The organism is Microbispora sp. H13382 (assembly GCF_014161445.1).
In the GTDB taxonomy this organism is placed as follows: Bacteria; Actinomycetota; Actinomycetes; order Streptosporangiales; family Streptosporangiaceae; genus Microbispora.
The window spans coordinates 773,433-788,384 of the sequence record NZ_JABBXA010000001.1; the positions used below are offsets into that span (position 1 = coordinate 773,433).

General features: G+C 72.8%; 12 protein-coding genes. 9 read left to right on the forward strand and 3 right to left on the reverse strand.

Features of this window, described 5'->3' with window-relative positions; all coding sequences use genetic code 11:
- Nucleotides 1-2: 2 nt before the first annotated feature.
- The 7 genes from HHX41_RS03480 to HHX41_RS03510 all read left to right on the forward strand — a co-directional run bounded on the left by HHX41_RS03480 (nucleotide 3) and on the right by HHX41_RS03510 (nucleotide 5,676).
- Entirely contained in the window at nucleotides 3-749 is a 747-nt protein-coding gene (locus HHX41_RS03480; protein ID WP_310741749.1) for a thioredoxin domain-containing protein, read from the forward strand.
- 211 nt (nucleotides 750-960) lie between these two features.
- A complete protein-coding gene (locus HHX41_RS03485) occupies nucleotides 961-1,122 on the forward strand; it encodes an alpha helical protein (RefSeq protein ID WP_169978353.1) in 162 nt (53 codons plus the stop codon).
- A 34-nt stretch (nucleotides 1,123-1,156) separates the two neighbouring features.
- Nucleotides 1,157-1,852 carry a GPR1/FUN34/YaaH family transporter gene (locus tag HHX41_RS03490; RefSeq protein WP_182904737.1) on the forward strand — a complete coding sequence of 232 codons (696 nt, stop codon included), beginning with the start codon at nucleotides 1,157-1,159 and terminating at the stop codon, nucleotides 1,850-1,852.
- A gap of 72 nt (nucleotides 1,853-1,924) precedes the next feature.
- Complete coding sequence (locus HHX41_RS03495) at nucleotides 1,925-2,893, forward strand: ADP-ribosylglycohydrolase family protein (protein WP_182904738.1); 969 nt, start codon at nucleotides 1,925-1,927, stop codon at nucleotides 2,891-2,893.
- 91 nt (nucleotides 2,894-2,984) lie between these two features.
- Entirely contained in the window at nucleotides 2,985-4,031 is a 1,047-nt protein-coding gene (gene lgt, locus HHX41_RS03500) for a prolipoprotein diacylglyceryl transferase (RefSeq protein ID WP_182904739.1), read from the forward strand.
- Complete coding sequence (locus tag HHX41_RS03505) at nucleotides 4,028-4,747, forward strand: VIT1/CCC1 transporter family protein (RefSeq protein ID WP_182904740.1); 720 nt, start codon at nucleotides 4,028-4,030, stop codon at nucleotides 4,745-4,747. Before lgt ends, HHX41_RS03505 begins: the two co-directional genes overlap by 4 nt.
- The gene (locus HHX41_RS03510) at nucleotides 4,744-5,676 is read left to right on the forward strand and encodes a hypothetical protein (RefSeq protein ID WP_182904741.1); all 933 of its coding nucleotides are present in this window, start codon (nucleotides 4,744-4,746) and stop codon (nucleotides 5,674-5,676) included. The genes HHX41_RS03505 and HHX41_RS03510 overlap by 4 nt, the downstream gene beginning before the upstream one ends.
- 17 nt (nucleotides 5,677-5,693) lie before the next feature.
- On the opposite strand, the gene HHX41_RS03515 is transcribed toward HHX41_RS03510, so the two are convergent.
- The 3 genes from HHX41_RS03515 to HHX41_RS03525 form a co-directional block, all read right to left on the reverse strand.
- Nucleotides 5,694-5,882: a hypothetical protein gene (locus tag HHX41_RS03515; RefSeq protein ID WP_169978341.1), complete on the reverse strand. Its 189-nt coding sequence runs from the start codon at nucleotides 5,880-5,882 to the stop codon at nucleotides 5,694-5,696.
- Nucleotides 5,883-5,996: 114 nt separating this feature from the next.
- Nucleotides 5,997-6,851, reverse strand: coding sequence for an LLM class flavin-dependent oxidoreductase (locus HHX41_RS03520; RefSeq protein ID WP_182904742.1), 855 nt, complete (start codon nucleotides 6,849-6,851; stop codon nucleotides 5,997-5,999).
- Between the two features lie 214 nt (nucleotides 6,852-7,065).
- Nucleotides 7,066-8,616: a bis-aminopropyl spermidine synthase family protein gene (locus tag HHX41_RS03525; protein ID WP_169978337.1), complete on the reverse strand. Its 1,551-nt coding sequence runs from the start codon at nucleotides 8,614-8,616 to the stop codon at nucleotides 7,066-7,068.
- A 159-nt stretch (nucleotides 8,617-8,775) separates the two neighbouring features.
- Here HHX41_RS03525 and gltB point away from each other — a divergent pair, with 159 nt between their 5' ends.
- Nucleotides 8,776-13,302: a glutamate synthase large subunit gene (gene gltB, locus HHX41_RS03530; protein ID WP_182904743.1), complete on the forward strand. Its 4,527-nt coding sequence runs from the start codon at nucleotides 8,776-8,778 to the stop codon at nucleotides 13,300-13,302.
- A 66-nt stretch (nucleotides 13,303-13,368) separates the two neighbouring features.
- Entirely contained in the window at nucleotides 13,369-14,853 is a 1,485-nt protein-coding gene (locus HHX41_RS03535) for a glutamate synthase subunit beta (protein WP_182904744.1), read from the forward strand.
- Nucleotides 14,854-14,952: the final 99 nt, after the last annotated feature.

Consider the following 14,952-nt stretch of genomic DNA (forward strand, 5'->3'; position numbering starts at 1 on the left):
TCGTGAGCAAGCGTACGAGCGAGGCGGCCAGGGCCCGCATCGCGGCCCAGCGGGAGGCGCTGCGCAAGCAGGAGCAGCGCAAGCGCATCACGATGATCGTGACCATCGCGGTGGTCGTCGTGATCGCGGCCGCCTTCGCGGCGTGGTCGATGCGCCAGGGGGCCTCGGAGAAGGTCGCGGGCGGCCTCGCTCCCGTCACCGTGCAGGAGGACGGCACGGTCGTGATGGCCAAGTCCGGCGTGACCGCGCCCGTGGTCGACGTGTTCGAGGACTTCCAGTGCCCGGCGTGCAAGCAGTTCGAGGAGACCAGCGGTTCCACGCTGAAGAACCTGGCGGCCGAGGGCAAGGCCAAGGTCGTGTACCACCCGATCACGATCTTCGGGCAGGAGCCGACCAAGGGCAACTCGCTGCGGGCGGCCTCCGCGGCCCGGTGCGTGACCGACGGTCAGCAGTGGCTGGCGTACCACGACAAGCTCTACAAGAACCAGCCGAGTGAGACCGTGACCGGCTTCACCATCGACGAGCTGATCAAGTGGGGCAAGGAGGCCGGCGTCACCGCGACCGATTTCGACAACTGCGTGCGGGAGCAGCGCAACGTCGCCGCTCACCAGCAGTTCTCCGAGAAGACCATGAGCACGCAGAAGCTGACCGGCACGCCGACCGTCAAGCTCAACGGCAAGGACCTCGACACCAACGTCGCCTTCGTGCCGAACTCGCTGCGCGACGCGGTGGAGAGCGCCGGCAAGTGACCTCCCGCCGGGACGGCCCCGCACGGGCCGTCCCGCGCCCGGCCTTCGCCGGCCAAGAATCGGGCAAGGGCCGCGTGGTTCTCCCGTGACGGGGGTATCGAGCGCGATGTCACAAGCTCCGCACAGGGCGGGGGAGAGGCCGGTCCGACCGGAGTCCCGCCCGCGCCTGCCACGAGCGGTTCCCCCGCGATGAGCTGAGCGAGGAGGCGCCGTGCCCGCCCACACCGGTGAGAAGGCCCGCAAGACCGGCGTCTTCCACTGCGCCGTTTGCGGGGAGAAGGTGTCGGTCCACGAGGGCGACACGATCCCGGAGTGCCCGAACGGCCACACCGAGTTCGACAGCCGCACCCAAGAGCCGGACAACCGCTCGTGACCGAGCGGCGGCCGACGCCGGTGCCGCCGGGCCGATGAGCGGGCGCGACCTCCCCGGGGAGCCGGCCGGCGGACAGGCCGGCGCCGCCCGCGTCGTCCTGCGGCCCATGGGCAGCCCGCTGCCGCTGGGCTTTCTCGGGCTCGCCCTGGCCACGACCGCCTTCGCCGCAATGGAGCTCGGCTGGGTGCCCGCCGCGCAGGGGCGCGTCGTCGCCCTGGCCGCGCTGCTGTTCACCGCGCCGCTGCAGTTCCTCGTCTGCGTGCTCGGCTTCCTCGCCCGCGATGCGGTCGCAGGGGCCGCGATGGGCGTCCTTTCCGGCACGTGGGCGGTGATCGGCGGCGTCACGCTCACCTCCCCGCCCGGCACCACGAGCGCGGCGCTGGGCGTCGTCCTGCTCACGGCCGCCGCGGCGATGCTCGTCCCGGCCCTCGCGGGCCTGCCCAAGCTGGTGGCCGCCACCGTGATGGCCATGTCTGCCACCAGGTTCGCGATCACCGGCGTCTACGAGCTCACCGCGTCCGCGGGATGGAGGACCACGGCGGGCGTCGCCGGTCTGGTGCTCGCGGTCGTCGCCTACTACGCCGCCCTGGCGTTCGAGCTGGAGGACGCGCACGGGCGTGCGCTCCTCCCCGTGGCCCGCCTCGGCCGGGCCCGTACGGCGGCCCGGGGCGATCTGAGCGACCAGACGAAGGGGCTGGCGCGCGAAGCGGGCGTGCGCGAGCAGCTGTGACGCTCGCCTGAGAGGTTCCCGGCGGCCGCGCGTGCCGGGTTTCGCCTCCGCGGCCGTGGTTAGCATGCCCGCATGCCGTACGACGACCGGTCTTCCCTCAATGAGTCCGCGGGCGCCGCGAGGAGGATCCACGCGGCGATGCTCGCCTTCGCGGCGGGCGACGCGCTCGGCGTGCCGTGGGAGGGCCGCCCGCCGGAGCGCGTCGACCCGGCCGAGGTCGTCCGGCTGCCGGCGCCGGACCGGGGCTGGCCGCGCGGCGCGACCTCCGACGACACGGCGCAGATGGTGCTGGTCGCGCGGTGCCTGGCCGACACGGGCGGGCGGCCCTCCTCCATGGACTTCCTCACCCGGCTGGCCGGCGCGGCGCCCGCGGTGCGCGGCCTCGGGCCGACGACGCGGCGGGCTCTCGCGCACTTCGCCGAGACGGGGGAGATCCCCGTGCCCTCGGCGGACGACCTGGCCACCAACGGCGCGGCCATGCGCGTCGCCCCGGCCGGCTGGGCCGTGCCGCCGCACCACCCCGGACGCCGCCGGAGTTCGTGCGAGGTGCTGTCCGCCGCGACGCACCGGGCGCCCGCGGCCGTGGCGGCGGCCTGCGTGATCGCGGCCATGGCGTCGTACGCGGTGGAGGGGGCCGGCCCGGCCGACCTGCTGGACGCGGCGGCGGCCGAGGCCCGCTGGGCGGGTGAGCGCTACGGCCCGATGGGCGCGGTGACGGACGCGGTGACGGACGCCGCGCGCGGGAGGTGGTCGCCCCCGCCCGCGGGGGTCTCCCTGGACGCCGTGGAGACGGTCGCCGCGGTGGTCCACGTGATCCGCGAGGCCCCGGACCCGGCCGCCGCGCTGCCGTACGCCGTGTCGCTCGGCGGGGACACCGACACGGTGGCGGCGCTCGCGGGCGGCGTACTGGGCGCGTGCGACCCCGGCGGGGTGACCGCGCTGGGCTGGCTGGGGCTCGTGGATCTCGGTGAGTACCCCGGTCTGGAGGACCTCGCCGCGCGCCTGTCCGCCCTCCGCGAGGACGCCGCCGCCGGGCTCTGAACGGGGTGCGGCGGGTGGTCGGCGCAGGTCGGGCAGACGTTGCCCGTGCCTCGCTCCGGGGCCGCCCTCTCTTGCGGTAACGTCACGTTACATGCCCCTCCTCGCCTCGATTCCCAGCCCGTCACAGGGGGTCTGGAATCTCGGACCGATCCCGATCCGCGCGTACGCGCTGTGCATCGTGCTCGGTGTCATCGTCGCCGTCTGGATCGGCGAACGCCGCTGGCGCGCCCGTGGCGGCGCACCCGGGACGATCACCGACCTCGCGGTCTGGGCCGTGCCGTTCGGCCTCGTCGGCGGACGTCTCTACCACGTCATCACCGACTGGCAGATCTACTTCGGCTCGGAAGCGCCCAAGCGGCCGATCGACGCCCTGTTCATCTGGGAGGGCGGCCTCGGCATCTGGGGCGCGATCGCCCTCGGCGCGCTCGGCGTCTGGATCGCCTGCCGCCGGCGCGGCATCTCCTTCACCGCCGTCGCCGACACCCTCGCCCCCGGTGTGGCCGTGGCCCAGGCCATCGGCCGGTGGGGCAACTACTTCAACCAGGAGTTGTTCGGCGGCCCCACCGACCTGCCGTGGGGCCTGGAGATCGAGCCGGGCCGCCCGGGCACCATCCCCGGCGCGACCACCTACCACCCGGCGTTCCTGTACGAGTCGCTGTGGGACCTCGCGCTCGCCGTGGTGCTGATCCTGGCCGCCCGCAGGTTCACGCTGCGGCACGGCCGGGTGTTCGCGCTGTACGTGGCGGGCTACACGCTCGGCCGGTTCTGGATCGAGGGGTTGCGGGTGGACCCCGCCCACCACATCCTCGGCCTGCGGCTGAACCAGTGGACCTCGATCGTCATCTTCCTGTGCGCGCTGGCGTACCTGTGGCTGGCCCGCAACCGCGCGGGTGAGGAGCCGCTGGGCGTCCAGATCGGCGACGGCGACGGCGACCCCGCCCACGCCGACCCCGCTCACGGGCGGGACCAGGCCGACGAGCCGGAACTCCTGCGTGAGGAGGAACCGGACGAGACGCCGCGGGATCCCCACGACGAGGGCGGCGGCGCGGGCTCCGGCGAGACGGCGACCGCGGGCGCGAACGCCGCGAACGCCGCGAGCGACGCCGGGGCGCCGGAAGGAGAGGCCGACCGGCGATGACGAAGGCCACGACGGGGGCGCGGGCCGAGATCCACCACGAGCACCGGGACGTCAACGGCGGCTGGTTACGCCCGGCGGTCTTCGGCGCGATGGACGGGCTGGTCTCCAACTTCGCGTTGATCGCCGGTGTCGCGGGCGGCACCGCCGAGACCAGGATCATCGCGCTCGCGGGCATCGCCGGCCTGGCCGCAGGAGCGTTCTCCATGGCGGGCGGCGAGTACGTGTCGGTCGCCAGCCAGCGCGAGCTCGCGCAGGCTGAGATCGACGTCGAGCGCCGGGAGCTGGAGCGGCACCCGGAGGCCGAGGAGGCCGAGCTCGCCCGGATGTACGAGCAGCGGGGTGTGGACCCGGAGACCGCCAGGGAGGTCGCCCGGCAGATCTCCCGCGACCCCGAGGAGGCCCTGGCCGTCCACACGCGGGCCGAGCTGGGCGTGGACCCCGACGACCTGCCCTCGCCCGTGCTCGCTGCCGTGTCGTCGTTCCTGTCGTTCAGCCTGGGCGCGATCGTCCCGCTCCTGCCGTACCTGCTGGGCGTGCGGGGGCTGTGGGTCTCCGCCGTGGTGTCGATGGTGGCGCTGTTCGCCGCCGGCGCCGTGGTCTCCCGGGTGACGGCCCGCAGCTGGTGGTTCAGCGGCCTGCGCCAGCTCGTGGTGGGCGCCGTGGCCGCGGCGCTGACCTGGGGTCTGGGCTCGCTCATTGGAACCGGCGGTCTATGACCAAGCGCAAGCGCCGGTCGTCCGCGCCGGCCGAGGGCTGGACCGGGGCCGCCCTCACCGATCTGGGCCTGGACGACCGGCAGCAGCGGGTGTTCGTGTGGTCGGTCGTCGGCGCGGGAGTGCTGGCGATCGCCCTGGTGCTGACGCTGACGGTCAACGCGATCGGCGGCGCGCCGCCGCAGCCGGCGCAGGCGGCGGGCGGCGTGGTCGGGGAGGGACTGCCCGCGTCCTTCCAGTCCTGGCCGTCGCTGAAGGAACTGGCCCCGGTCCAGGACCGCAAGGCCGACGCCGCGCCGCTGACCGCCCAGGAGGTGTTCGGCGCACGGACGCTCACGGCCGGGAAGGTCACGCTGCGCAGGCTCGCCAGCCGCCTGGACCAGGCCTGCGCAGGCGCGGTGTGGGGAGCCGATCTCGCCGACGCCCTGGCCGAGGCCGGCTGCACCCAGGCCGTCCGCGGCCTGTACGCCACGGCCGACGGGACGTACGTCGCGCAGTACACCCTGTTCAACCTCGCGGACGTCGCGGCGGCCGATTCGCTGGCGAAGTCGCTCGCGTCGCTCTACCGGGGCGCCTGGGTACAGCCGCTGGAGTCGCCCCGCGCGAAGTTCGGCGCCTACAGCGAGGCGAACGCCTACGTCCTGGGGCACTACCTCGGGGTGGCCTGGGTCGGCAGGACCGACGGCGCCGAGCCGGGGGAGAGGGACGACTTCATCATGCTCGGCCTGGCCGTGCGGGAGGCCGAGAAGGCGGTCTTCCGCCGCGTGGTCAAGATCGCCGGGGTGCCCTCGGACCCCGCGCAGCCGCCCGGCCCGGCCGACACCACCCAGCCCTCGGAGGCCCCTCCCACCGACCCCGGCGCCACGCCGGCGGTCTCCACCCCCGCGGCCACCGTCATCCCGTCTGCGGGCGGGGCCCAACCGTCCAGGTAGACCGGTGGGCGGCCTCGTTACCGCTTGCGCGGACCGGAGGATTTACTCCGGGACGAACCGGCGATTATCAGTAACATCATCGCGCCGGCTGCCAGAACGGCGGCCTTGCTCGGGCTGTGCTGGAAGATCCAGACGATGACCGCGCCGGCGAGGCACAACACCGCCGCCACTCCGACGATCTTCTGTAGGACGCGGTTCCGCTGCACGCTGCCACCCCTCCGCTGCACGCTGCCACCCTTCCGTCGCGCGATGCTTTCGCCCGCCGGCACTTGACGTTTCTTTCAACGGTATCTGACCGTGTGTATACGGCCCTGTCCTGATCATGTGACCGCCGCGCCGGCGGCTCTCACGGCCCGCGACGCTTCCAGGATCTCCGCTGCGTCCTCCACCGCGGCCTGGCAACCCTCGGTCACGTGCACGCCGGCGGCGTTCAGGACGACCTCGTCCACGCCTGCCCGCTCGTATTCGTGCAGGGCCGCCATGATCTGCTCCGGGGTGCCGAAGACGAAGATCCCGCTGTCCACGAGCCTGCGCGCACCCGACCCGGGATCACGGGGATCCACGTCGCAGCCGGCGCGACGCAGCATGTCGGCGTAGTGCGGAGATCTCAGATGGCCTTGGGCCGCCGCGTACGCCAGATGAGCCGCGTCCCGCCCGGGTCGCGCGATCGCCACGTGCACGACGGTCGTGATACGCGGCGGAGGGCGGCCGTCGCCCGCGCCCTCCCGCAGGGCGGGGGCGATCGTGCCCTTGACGTAGTCGGGCGGGGTCATCCAGGTGATCGCGACGTCGGCGCTTTCGCCGGCGGCGCGGGCCATGCCCCGCCGGAGCACACCCGCGCCCAGTTCCACCTCCACCCGCCGGGCCGGCCCCACGGCCGGGTCTCCGGCCCGGTCTCCGAGCGGGGGCAGGACCGGGTTCGCGCTGTCCAGGAACGCGCGGACGCCGAGCAGGTAGTCGCGGACCGCGACGGCGGGACGCCGGTAGGGCTCCCCCCGGACGTACGCGACGAACTCGGGCGTGGCGGCCCCGAACCCGGCTGTCACCGGAGCGCCGGTGAGCAGTGCCAGCGATCGCGCCTCCACGGCGGCCTGCAGCGGAGGCCGCATCGGTGTCAGGGAGACCGACGTTCCCACGGGAATCCGATATCCGGCCCCCGCCATGAAGGCGAGCATGCGACTATCGGTAGTCTTCCCCGTCCAACCCCGGCTCGGAATCGAATCCCAGCCGTACGCGGAGCTCGTGCGACGCGGCAGGGCCGAGCGGTTCTGGATGGGCACATCGCTCTTCGTCGACACCCATCACAGCTGGTCGTACGGCATCCGGGGCAATGCGGCGACCGTCATGTGCCGGGACGGCCGAAGAACGGCTGGGCCAGATTCCCGCGGATCACGTCAGGCCCGGGACGGCGTGCCGGAAGGCGGCCAGGCGGTGGAGGGGGAGTTCGAGCGGCGTGGCGTCGAGCGCCCACGGCGCGGTCTCCTCGACGGCCGCCCTCGCCTGCCGCTTGGTGAGACCGGCCGTACCGGTCAGCGCCTCCCGCCAGGTGTTGGCGACCTTCCCGTGCGCGCTGTCCATGATCTTGCGTGCCACCCGCTCGGGACCGCTCGCGGGCGGCGCGAGCCGTACGGCGTCGAGCACGTGGCCGGTTCCGCGGGGCGCGACGGTCAGCGAGTAGACGGGGGCCAGCAGCGCGGCCAGCGCGGTCGGGTCCGTGATCGGACCGGCCGTGAGCACGCGCACGTGCCGGGCGCGCGTGGCGAGCAGCAGGCGGGGCAGCGCCGCCTCCAGCCCGGCCGGAACGGCGATCGCCACGCGCCCGGGATCCGCGGCGTACGGCTTGGCAAGCAGGGTGGCGAGCCGGGTGCGCGGCACCTGCGGCAGCAGGCCGCGCGGCCAGTCGCCGGCGAGCAGGTCCGGTCCGAACGCCGCCACGGCCGCCTCGTCCGGCGGCGCCGCCGGGGCGGACTCGACGGCCTGGGGGCCCTGCGTGTAGATGGCCGTGGCGAGGCGGTCGAGCCGGGCGGCGATCGCCGGCCACGTCTTCGTGGTGGGGCGCAGCACGTACAGGTCCGCCGCGCTGCCGATCGCCTCCGCGCCGTGATACCGGTTGAAGTGCGGAAATATCGCCTCTTGCAGTAGGTTGAGGTCGATGAGAGCCTTCTGCACTTTGAGGGCGAGCATCGGAGTGCGCTCGGAGGCGCCGTAGGCCACCAGGATGCGTCCCTGGTCGCGGTCGCGCAGGCCCTCGGCGGCGCGGGCGGCGAACAGCCCGATCCCCTCCGGCGTGTACGGCGGGTCGGTGATCGCGAGGTCGGCCCAGCCGCGCAGCGACGGCGGCAGGCCGAGGCGCAGGTCCGCCCAGCGGGTGCGCACTCCCAGGTCCTGGGCGTCGATGTACTCCAGGATGCGGTCGTCGATGTCGGCCACGGCGACCTCGACCTCGGGGTGGACCATCCGCACGGCCAGCGAGGTCAGGTCGTGGTCGCCGACGCACAGCAGGCGGGCGCCGGGCAGCCAGAACCGCCGCCCCAGCAGCAGGGCGCGGCGCAGCACGGTCTCCGCGGTGGCGGAGACGTGGTCGAGCGCGTGCCGTCCCCGGGGGGCCCCGGCGATCAGGGCCTTGAGGCGGTCGAGCGTCTCGGCGTGCGCCTCGACCATCCCGGAGACCGGATTCCCCAGACCGGAAATATCCGTATCAATCCCGACGTTGTAGCGGTTGACCTGATCGCTGGGAATACGGACGCGGTCGCCGCTGTGCTCGAGGGGGAGCAGCCGCAGCAGCGACTCGATCGTCCGCCGCGACGTCGCGGTCTCCCTGACCAGGTCGGACAGGGTCCACCAGCGGCCGCCGGACAGGAGCGCCAGCGCTCCGCGCAGGCGCAGGCCGTCCACGCCGGCCTCCGCGAGCAGTTCGTCGATCGCCTCATGACCACTCATGCGCAAACCATATCCACGGCGCTGACCTGTGAAGGTTCGCGAAGCGGACCTGGGGGGCACTATTCCGGCAGCGTGTTGTAATCTCTTAAGCACTCAACCCGCAGCAGGGCCAGCGTCGTCCCTCTGTTCCACGCAGACGTTGACGACGGGAGTGACTACATGCCTGCTGCCCGCCTTGGCCTTCCCGGAGGTCTCCCCGAGCCCCAGGGACTCTACGACCCCGGATTCGAGCACGACGCCTGTGGCGTAGCCATGGTGGCCGATGTCGCGGGCCGCCGCAGCTACGACATCGTCGCCAAGGCACTGACCGCGCTCCGCAACCTCGACCACCGGGGTGCCAGCGGCAGCGAGCCGGACACCGGCGACGGTGCGGGCATCCTCACGCAGATCCCCGACGCGTTCTTCCGCGCGACAGTGGACTTCCCGCTGCCGCCCGAGGGCGCGTACGCCGCGGGCACCGCGTTCCTGCCGCTGGACGAGCAGGCGAGGGCCACCGCGATCGGCCTCATCGAGCAGATCGCCGCCGAGGAGGGCGTCACCGTCCTCGGCTGGCGCGACCTGCCGGTGGACCGCGACCTGCCCGGCGCCACCGCGCGCGCGGTCATGCCCGACTTCGCCCAGTTGTTCGTCACCTCGCCCGGCGGCGAGACCGGCGTCGACCTCGACCGGATCGTGTTCGCCTTCCGCAAGCGGGCCGAGCACGAGGCGGACGTCTACTTCGCCTCGCTGTCCTCGCGGACGATCGTCTACAAGGGCATGCTGACCTCGCTGCAGGTCGATCCGTTCTTCGCCGACCTGTCCGACGAGCGCTACGTCAGCGCCATCGCGCTGGTCCACTCGCGCTTCTCGACCAACACCTTCCCCTCCTGGCCGCTGGCCCACCCGTACCGATACGTCGCGCACAACGGTGAGATCAACACCGTGCGCGGCAACCGCAACTGGATGCGCGCCCGCGAGGCGATGCTCGCCACCGGCCTGATCCCGGGCGACCTGCGGCGGCTGTTCCCGATCTGCGACCCCGACGGCTCCGACACCGCCTCGTTCGACGAGACGCTGGAGCTGCTGCACCTCGGCGGCCGGTCGCTGCCGCACGCCGTGCTGATGATGATCCCGGAGGCGTGGGAGAACCACACCGAGATGGACCCGGCCCGCCGGGCCTTCTACGAGTTCCACTCCACGCTCATGGAGGCGTGGGACGGCCCCGCGTCGATCACCTTCTCCGACGGCACGCTGGTCGGCGCCGTCCTCGACCGCAACGGCCTGCGCCCGGGCCGGTTCTGGGTGACCGACGACGGCCTGGTCGTGCTCGCCTCCGAGGCGGGCGTGCTGTCCGACATCCCGCAGGAGAAGATCGTCCGCAAGGGCCGCCTGCAGCCGGGCCGCATGTTCCTGGTGGACACCGCGCGCGGCCGGATCGTCGAGGACGACGAGATCAAGGCCGAGCTCGCCGCCGCCGAGCCGTACGGCGAGTGGCTGCACGCGGGCCTGGTCCGCTTCGAGGAGCTGCCCGAGCGCGAGCACGAGCACCCGACCCACGAGGCGCTGGTCAAGCGGCAGCAGACCTTCGGCTACACCGAGGAGGAGCTGCGGGTCATCCTCACGCCGATGGCCAAGAACGGCGCCGAGCCGATCGGCTCGATGGGCACCGACAGTCCGGTGGCCGTGCTGAGTGAGAAGCCGCGGCTGCTGTTCGACTACTTCAGCCAGCTGTTCGCGCAGGTCACCAACCCGCCGCTGGACGCCATCCGCGAGGAGCTCGTCACCTCGCTGCAGTCGACGATCGGCCCCGAGGGCAACCTGCTCGACCCCGGCCCGGCCTCCTGCCGCCGGCTCGTGCTGCCCTACCCGGTGATCGACAACGACGAGCTCGCGAAGATCGTCCACATCAACGACGAGGGCGCGCTGCCCGGCTTCCAGCCGTACGTCGTGTCCGGCCTGTTCGACGCCGCCGGCGGCGGCGAGGCGCTGGTGCGGCGGCTGGAGGAGATCCGCCTGGAGGTCTCCCGGGCCATCGAGGACGGTGCGCGGATCATCGTGCTGTCCGACCGCGGGTCCTCCCGCGAGCGGGCGCCGATCCCGTCGCTGCTGCTCACCGGCGCGGTGCACCACCACCTCATCCGGGAGAAGTCCCGCACCCGGGTCGGCCTCGTGATCGAGACCGGCGAGGCCCGTGAGTGCCACCACATGGCCCTGCTCATCGGGTACGGCGCCAGCGCGATCAACCCTTACCTCGCCCTGGAGACGGTCGAGGACATGATCGCGACGGACCGGCTCGACCTCGACCCGCGCAAGGCCGTGCGCAACCTGATCAAGGCGTACGGCAAGGGCGTGCTGAAGGTCATGTCCAAGATGGGCGTGTCCACGGTCGCCTCCTACACCGGCGCGCAGATCTTCGAGGCCCTCGGCCTCGGCGCCGAGGTCATCGACCAGTGCTTCACCGGCACCACCTCCCGCCTCGGCGGCGTCGGCTTCGACGTGCTCGCCACGGAGGCGCTGGAGCGGCACGCGCGGGCCTACCCCCGCGCGGAGAACCCGCACCGGCGGCTGGAGGTCGGCGGCGAATACCAGTGGCGCCGCGAGGGCGAGCCGCACCTGTTCAACCCGACCACCGTCTTCAAGCTGCAGCACTCCACCCGCACCCGGCGGTATGAGATCTTCAAGGAGTACACGTCCCTCGTGGACGGGCAGTCCGAGAAGCTCATGACGCTGCGCGGCCTGTTCAAGCTGCGTCCCGCCGGCGCGCCCGTGCCGATCGACGAGGTCGAGCCGGTCGAGTCGATCGTCAGGCGGTTCTCCACCGGCGCCATGTCGTACGGCTCCATCTCGATGGAGGCGCACGAGACGCTGGCCATCGCGATGAACCGGCTCGGCGCCAAGTCGAACACCGGCGAGGGCGGCGAGGACCCCGAGCGGCTGTACGACCCCGAGCGGCGCAGCGCGATCAAGCAGGTGGCCTCCGGCCGCTTCGGCGTGACCAGCGAGTACCTCGTCAACGCCGACGACCTGCAGATCAAGATGGCGCAGGGCGCCAAGCCCGGCGAGGGCGGCCAGCTGCCCGGCCACAAGGTGTACCCGTGGATCGCCAAGACCCGGCACTCCACGCCCGGCGTCGGTCTCATCTCGCCGCCGCCGCACCACGACATCTACTCGATCGAGGACCTGGCCCAGCTCATCCACGACCTGAAGAACTCCAACCCGCGCGCCCGCGTCCACGTGAAGCTGGTCGCCGAGGTCGGGGTCGGGACCGTGGCGGCGGGCGTCAGCAAGGCCCACGCCGACGTCGTGCTGATCTCCGGCCACGACGGCGGCACCGGCGCCTCCCCGCTGACCTCGATCAAGCACGCGGGCGCCCCCTGGGAGCTCGGTCTGGCCGAGACCCAGCAGACGCTGCTGCTCAACGGGCTGCGCGACCGCATCGTGGTGCAGGCCGACGGCCAGCTCAAGACCGGCCGCGACGTGGTCATCGCGGCGCTGCTGGGCGCCGAGGAGTACGGCTTCGCCACCGCTCCGCTGGTCGTGTCCGGCTGCGTCATGATGCGGGTCTGCCACCTCGACACCTGTCCGGTGGGCGTGGCCACCCAGAACCCCGAGCTGCGCAAGCGGTTCACCGGCAAGCCCGAGTTCGTGGTGAACTTCTTCGAGTTCATCGCCCAGGAGGTGCGCGAGTACCTCGCCGAGCTCGGTTACCGCTCGCTGGACGAGGTCATCGGACGGGCCGACCTGCTCGACACCACCCAGGCCGTCGAGCACTGGAAGGCCTCCGGCCTCGACCTGTCGCCGATCCTGCACCAGCCGGAGCTGCCCGAGGGCACCGCGCGCCGCAAGGTCGTCGAGCAGGACCACGGGCTCGACAAGGCGCTGGACAACACCCTGATCCAGCTCGCCGAGGGCGCGCTGAACCTCGGCGAGCCGGTGACGCTTGAGCTGCCCATCCGCAACGTCAACCGCACGGTCGGCACCATGCTCGGCCACGAGGTGACCAAGCGGTACGGCGGCGCCGGCCTGCCGGACAACACGATCGACGTGTCGTTCACCGGGTCGGCCGGCAACTCGTTCGGCGCGTTCGTGCCGCGCGGCGTCACGCTGCGGCTGACCGGCGACGCCAACGACTACCTCGGCAAGGGCCTGTCGGGCGGCCGGATCGTCGTCCGCCCGCACCCCGACGCGCCGTTCGAGGCCGAGACGCAGGTCATCTCCGGCAACGTCGGCCTGTACGGCGCGACGTCCGGCGAGGTCTTCGTCCGCGGCATCGTGGGCGAGCGGTTCTGCGTCCGCAACTCCGGCGCGACCGCCGTCGTCGAGGGCGTGGGCGACCACGGCTGCGAGTACATGACGGGCGGCCGGGCCGTCGTCCTCGGGCCGACCGGCCGCAACTTCGCCGCCGGCATGTCGGGCGGCGTCGCGTACGCGCTCGACCTGCGGCCCGAGCGGGTCAACCGCGAGATGGTCGAGCTGGAGGCGCTGGACGACGAGGACGCCGAGTTCCTGCGGGAGATCGTCGACAGGCACTTCGCGGAGACCGGGTCCACGGTGGCCAAGGCGCTGCTGGCCGACTGGGACACCGCGCTCGGCCGCTTCTCGAAGGTCATGCCGTCGGACTACAAGCGGGTCCTGCTGGCGCGGGCCGCCGCCGAGGCGGAGGGCCGCGACATCGACGAGGCGGTCATGGCCGCCGCCCACGGGTGACGCCGATGCGGATCATCGCGACCGTCTCCATGACCGTTTCCACGCAGCGATAAGGGGGGTACACCGATGGCTGACCCGAAGGGGTTCCTGACACACGGGCGCGAGCTGCCGGCGCGCCGCCCGGTCGACGTCCGCATCCGCGACTGGCGCGAGGTCTACGAGGACTTCCCCAAGCCCGCGCTCACCAAGCAGGCGGCCCGCTGCATGGACTGCGGCATCCCGTTCTGCCACAACGGCTGCCCGCTCGGGAACCTCATCCCCGAGTGGAACGACCTCGTCTACCGCGACGACTGGCGTGAGGCGATCGAGCGGCTGCACGCGACCAACAACTTCCCGGAGTTCACCGGCCGCCTGTGCCCGGCGCCGTGCGAGTCGGCGTGCGTGCTCGGCATCAACTCCGACCCGGTCGCGATCAAGCGAGTCGAGGTCGAGATCGTCGACCGCGCCTTCGCCGAGGGCTGGGTGACGCCGCAGCCGCCCGCCGTGAAGACGGGCCGTAAGGTCGCGGTCGTCGGATCGGGCCCGGCCGGCCTCGCCGCCGCGCAGCAGCTCACCCGCGCGGGGCACGACGTGGTCGTGTTCGAGCGGGCCGACCGCATCGGCGGGCTGCTCCGCTACGGCATCCCCGAGTTCAAGATGGAGAAGCGGCACGTCGACCGCCGTATCGCGCAGATGGAGGCCGAGGGCACCGAGTTCCGCACCGGCGTCGACGTCGGCGCGGACGTCACGGTGGCCCGGCTCCGCGAGGAGTTCGACGCGGTCGTGCTGGCGGGCGGCGCCACGGCGTGGCGCGACCTGCCGGTGCCCGGCCGTGAGCTCAAGGGCGTCTACCAGGCGATGGAGTACCTCCCGCCGGCCAACAAGGCGCAGGAGGGCGACTTCGCCGAGTCGCCGATCTCGGCGGAGGGCAAGCACGTCGTCGTGATCGGCGGCGGTGACACCGGCGCCGACTGCATCGGCACGGCGATCCGGCAGGGGGCCCTTTCCGTCACCCAGCTGGAGATCATGCCGAGGCCGCCGGCGGCCCGCCCGGGCAGCCAGCCGTGGCCGACGTACCCGCTGCTGTTCAAGATGGAGAGCGCGCACGAGGAGCTCGAGGCCGGGGCGGGCGACCGGGTGTACGCCGTGTCCACCACGGAGTTCGCCGGCGACGACGAGGGCAACGTGCGGGCGCTGCGCCTGGTCGAGGTCGAGGGCCCGGCGGCGGGGTTCAGGCCGATCCCCGGCACCGAGCGGGAGATCCCGGCCGAGCTGGTCACGCTGGCGATGGGCTTCCTCGGCCCGGAGAAGGGCCCGCTGCTGAACGACCTCGCGGCGCTGTCCGGCGACCCGGAGTCGTTCTTCGACGCCCGGGGCAACGTGGCCAGGAACGCGTCGTACGAGACGTCGGTCGAGGGTGTGTTCGCGGCCGGCGACATGGGCCGGGGCCAGTCGCTGATCGTGTGGGCGATCGCCGAGGGCCGGTCGGCGGCGGCGGCGGTCGACCGCTACCTGAGCGGGCGGACCGTCCTGCCCGTTCCCATCCCGCCGACGGCGCGGCCTCTCGTCTGAGATGTGAACCGGCGGCCGTGGTCCCAGGGGACCGGACCACGGCCGTCCGGCTTTTAGGGGATAAAACGGGCATATCCCAGTTCGGTGGCCGGCTTGCGA

Excerpts from the sequence above, each read along its gene's own strand:
- HHX41_RS03490 (WP_182904737.1), top strand. The coding sequence starts at position 1,157 with ATGAGCGGGCGCGACCTCCCCGGGGAGCCGGCCGGCGGACAGGCCGGC.
- HHX41_RS03495 (WP_182904738.1), top strand. The coding sequence starts at position 1,925 with ATGCCGTACGACGACCGGTCTTCCCTCAATGAGTCCGCGGGCGCCGCG.
- lgt (WP_182904739.1), top strand. The coding sequence starts at position 2,985 with ATGCCCCTCCTCGCCTCGATTCCCAGCCCGTCACAGGGGGTCTGGAAT.
- HHX41_RS03505 (WP_182904740.1), top strand. The coding sequence starts at position 4,028 with ATGACGAAGGCCACGACGGGGGCGCGGGCCGAGATCCACCACGAGCAC.
- HHX41_RS03510 (WP_182904741.1), top strand. The coding sequence starts at position 4,744 with ATGACCAAGCGCAAGCGCCGGTCGTCCGCGCCGGCCGAGGGCTGGACC.
- HHX41_RS03520 (WP_182904742.1), bottom strand. The coding sequence starts at position 6,851 with ATGCTCGCCTTCATGGCGGGGGCCGGATATCGGATTCCCGTGGGAACG.
- HHX41_RS03525 (WP_169978337.1), bottom strand. The coding sequence starts at position 8,616 with ATGAGTGGTCATGAGGCGATCGACGAACTGCTCGCGGAGGCCGGCGTG.
- gltB (WP_182904743.1), top strand. The coding sequence starts at position 8,776 with ATGCCTGCTGCCCGCCTTGGCCTTCCCGGAGGTCTCCCCGAGCCCCAG.
- HHX41_RS03535 (WP_182904744.1), top strand. The coding sequence starts at position 13,369 with ATGGCTGACCCGAAGGGGTTCCTGACACACGGGCGCGAGCTGCCGGCG.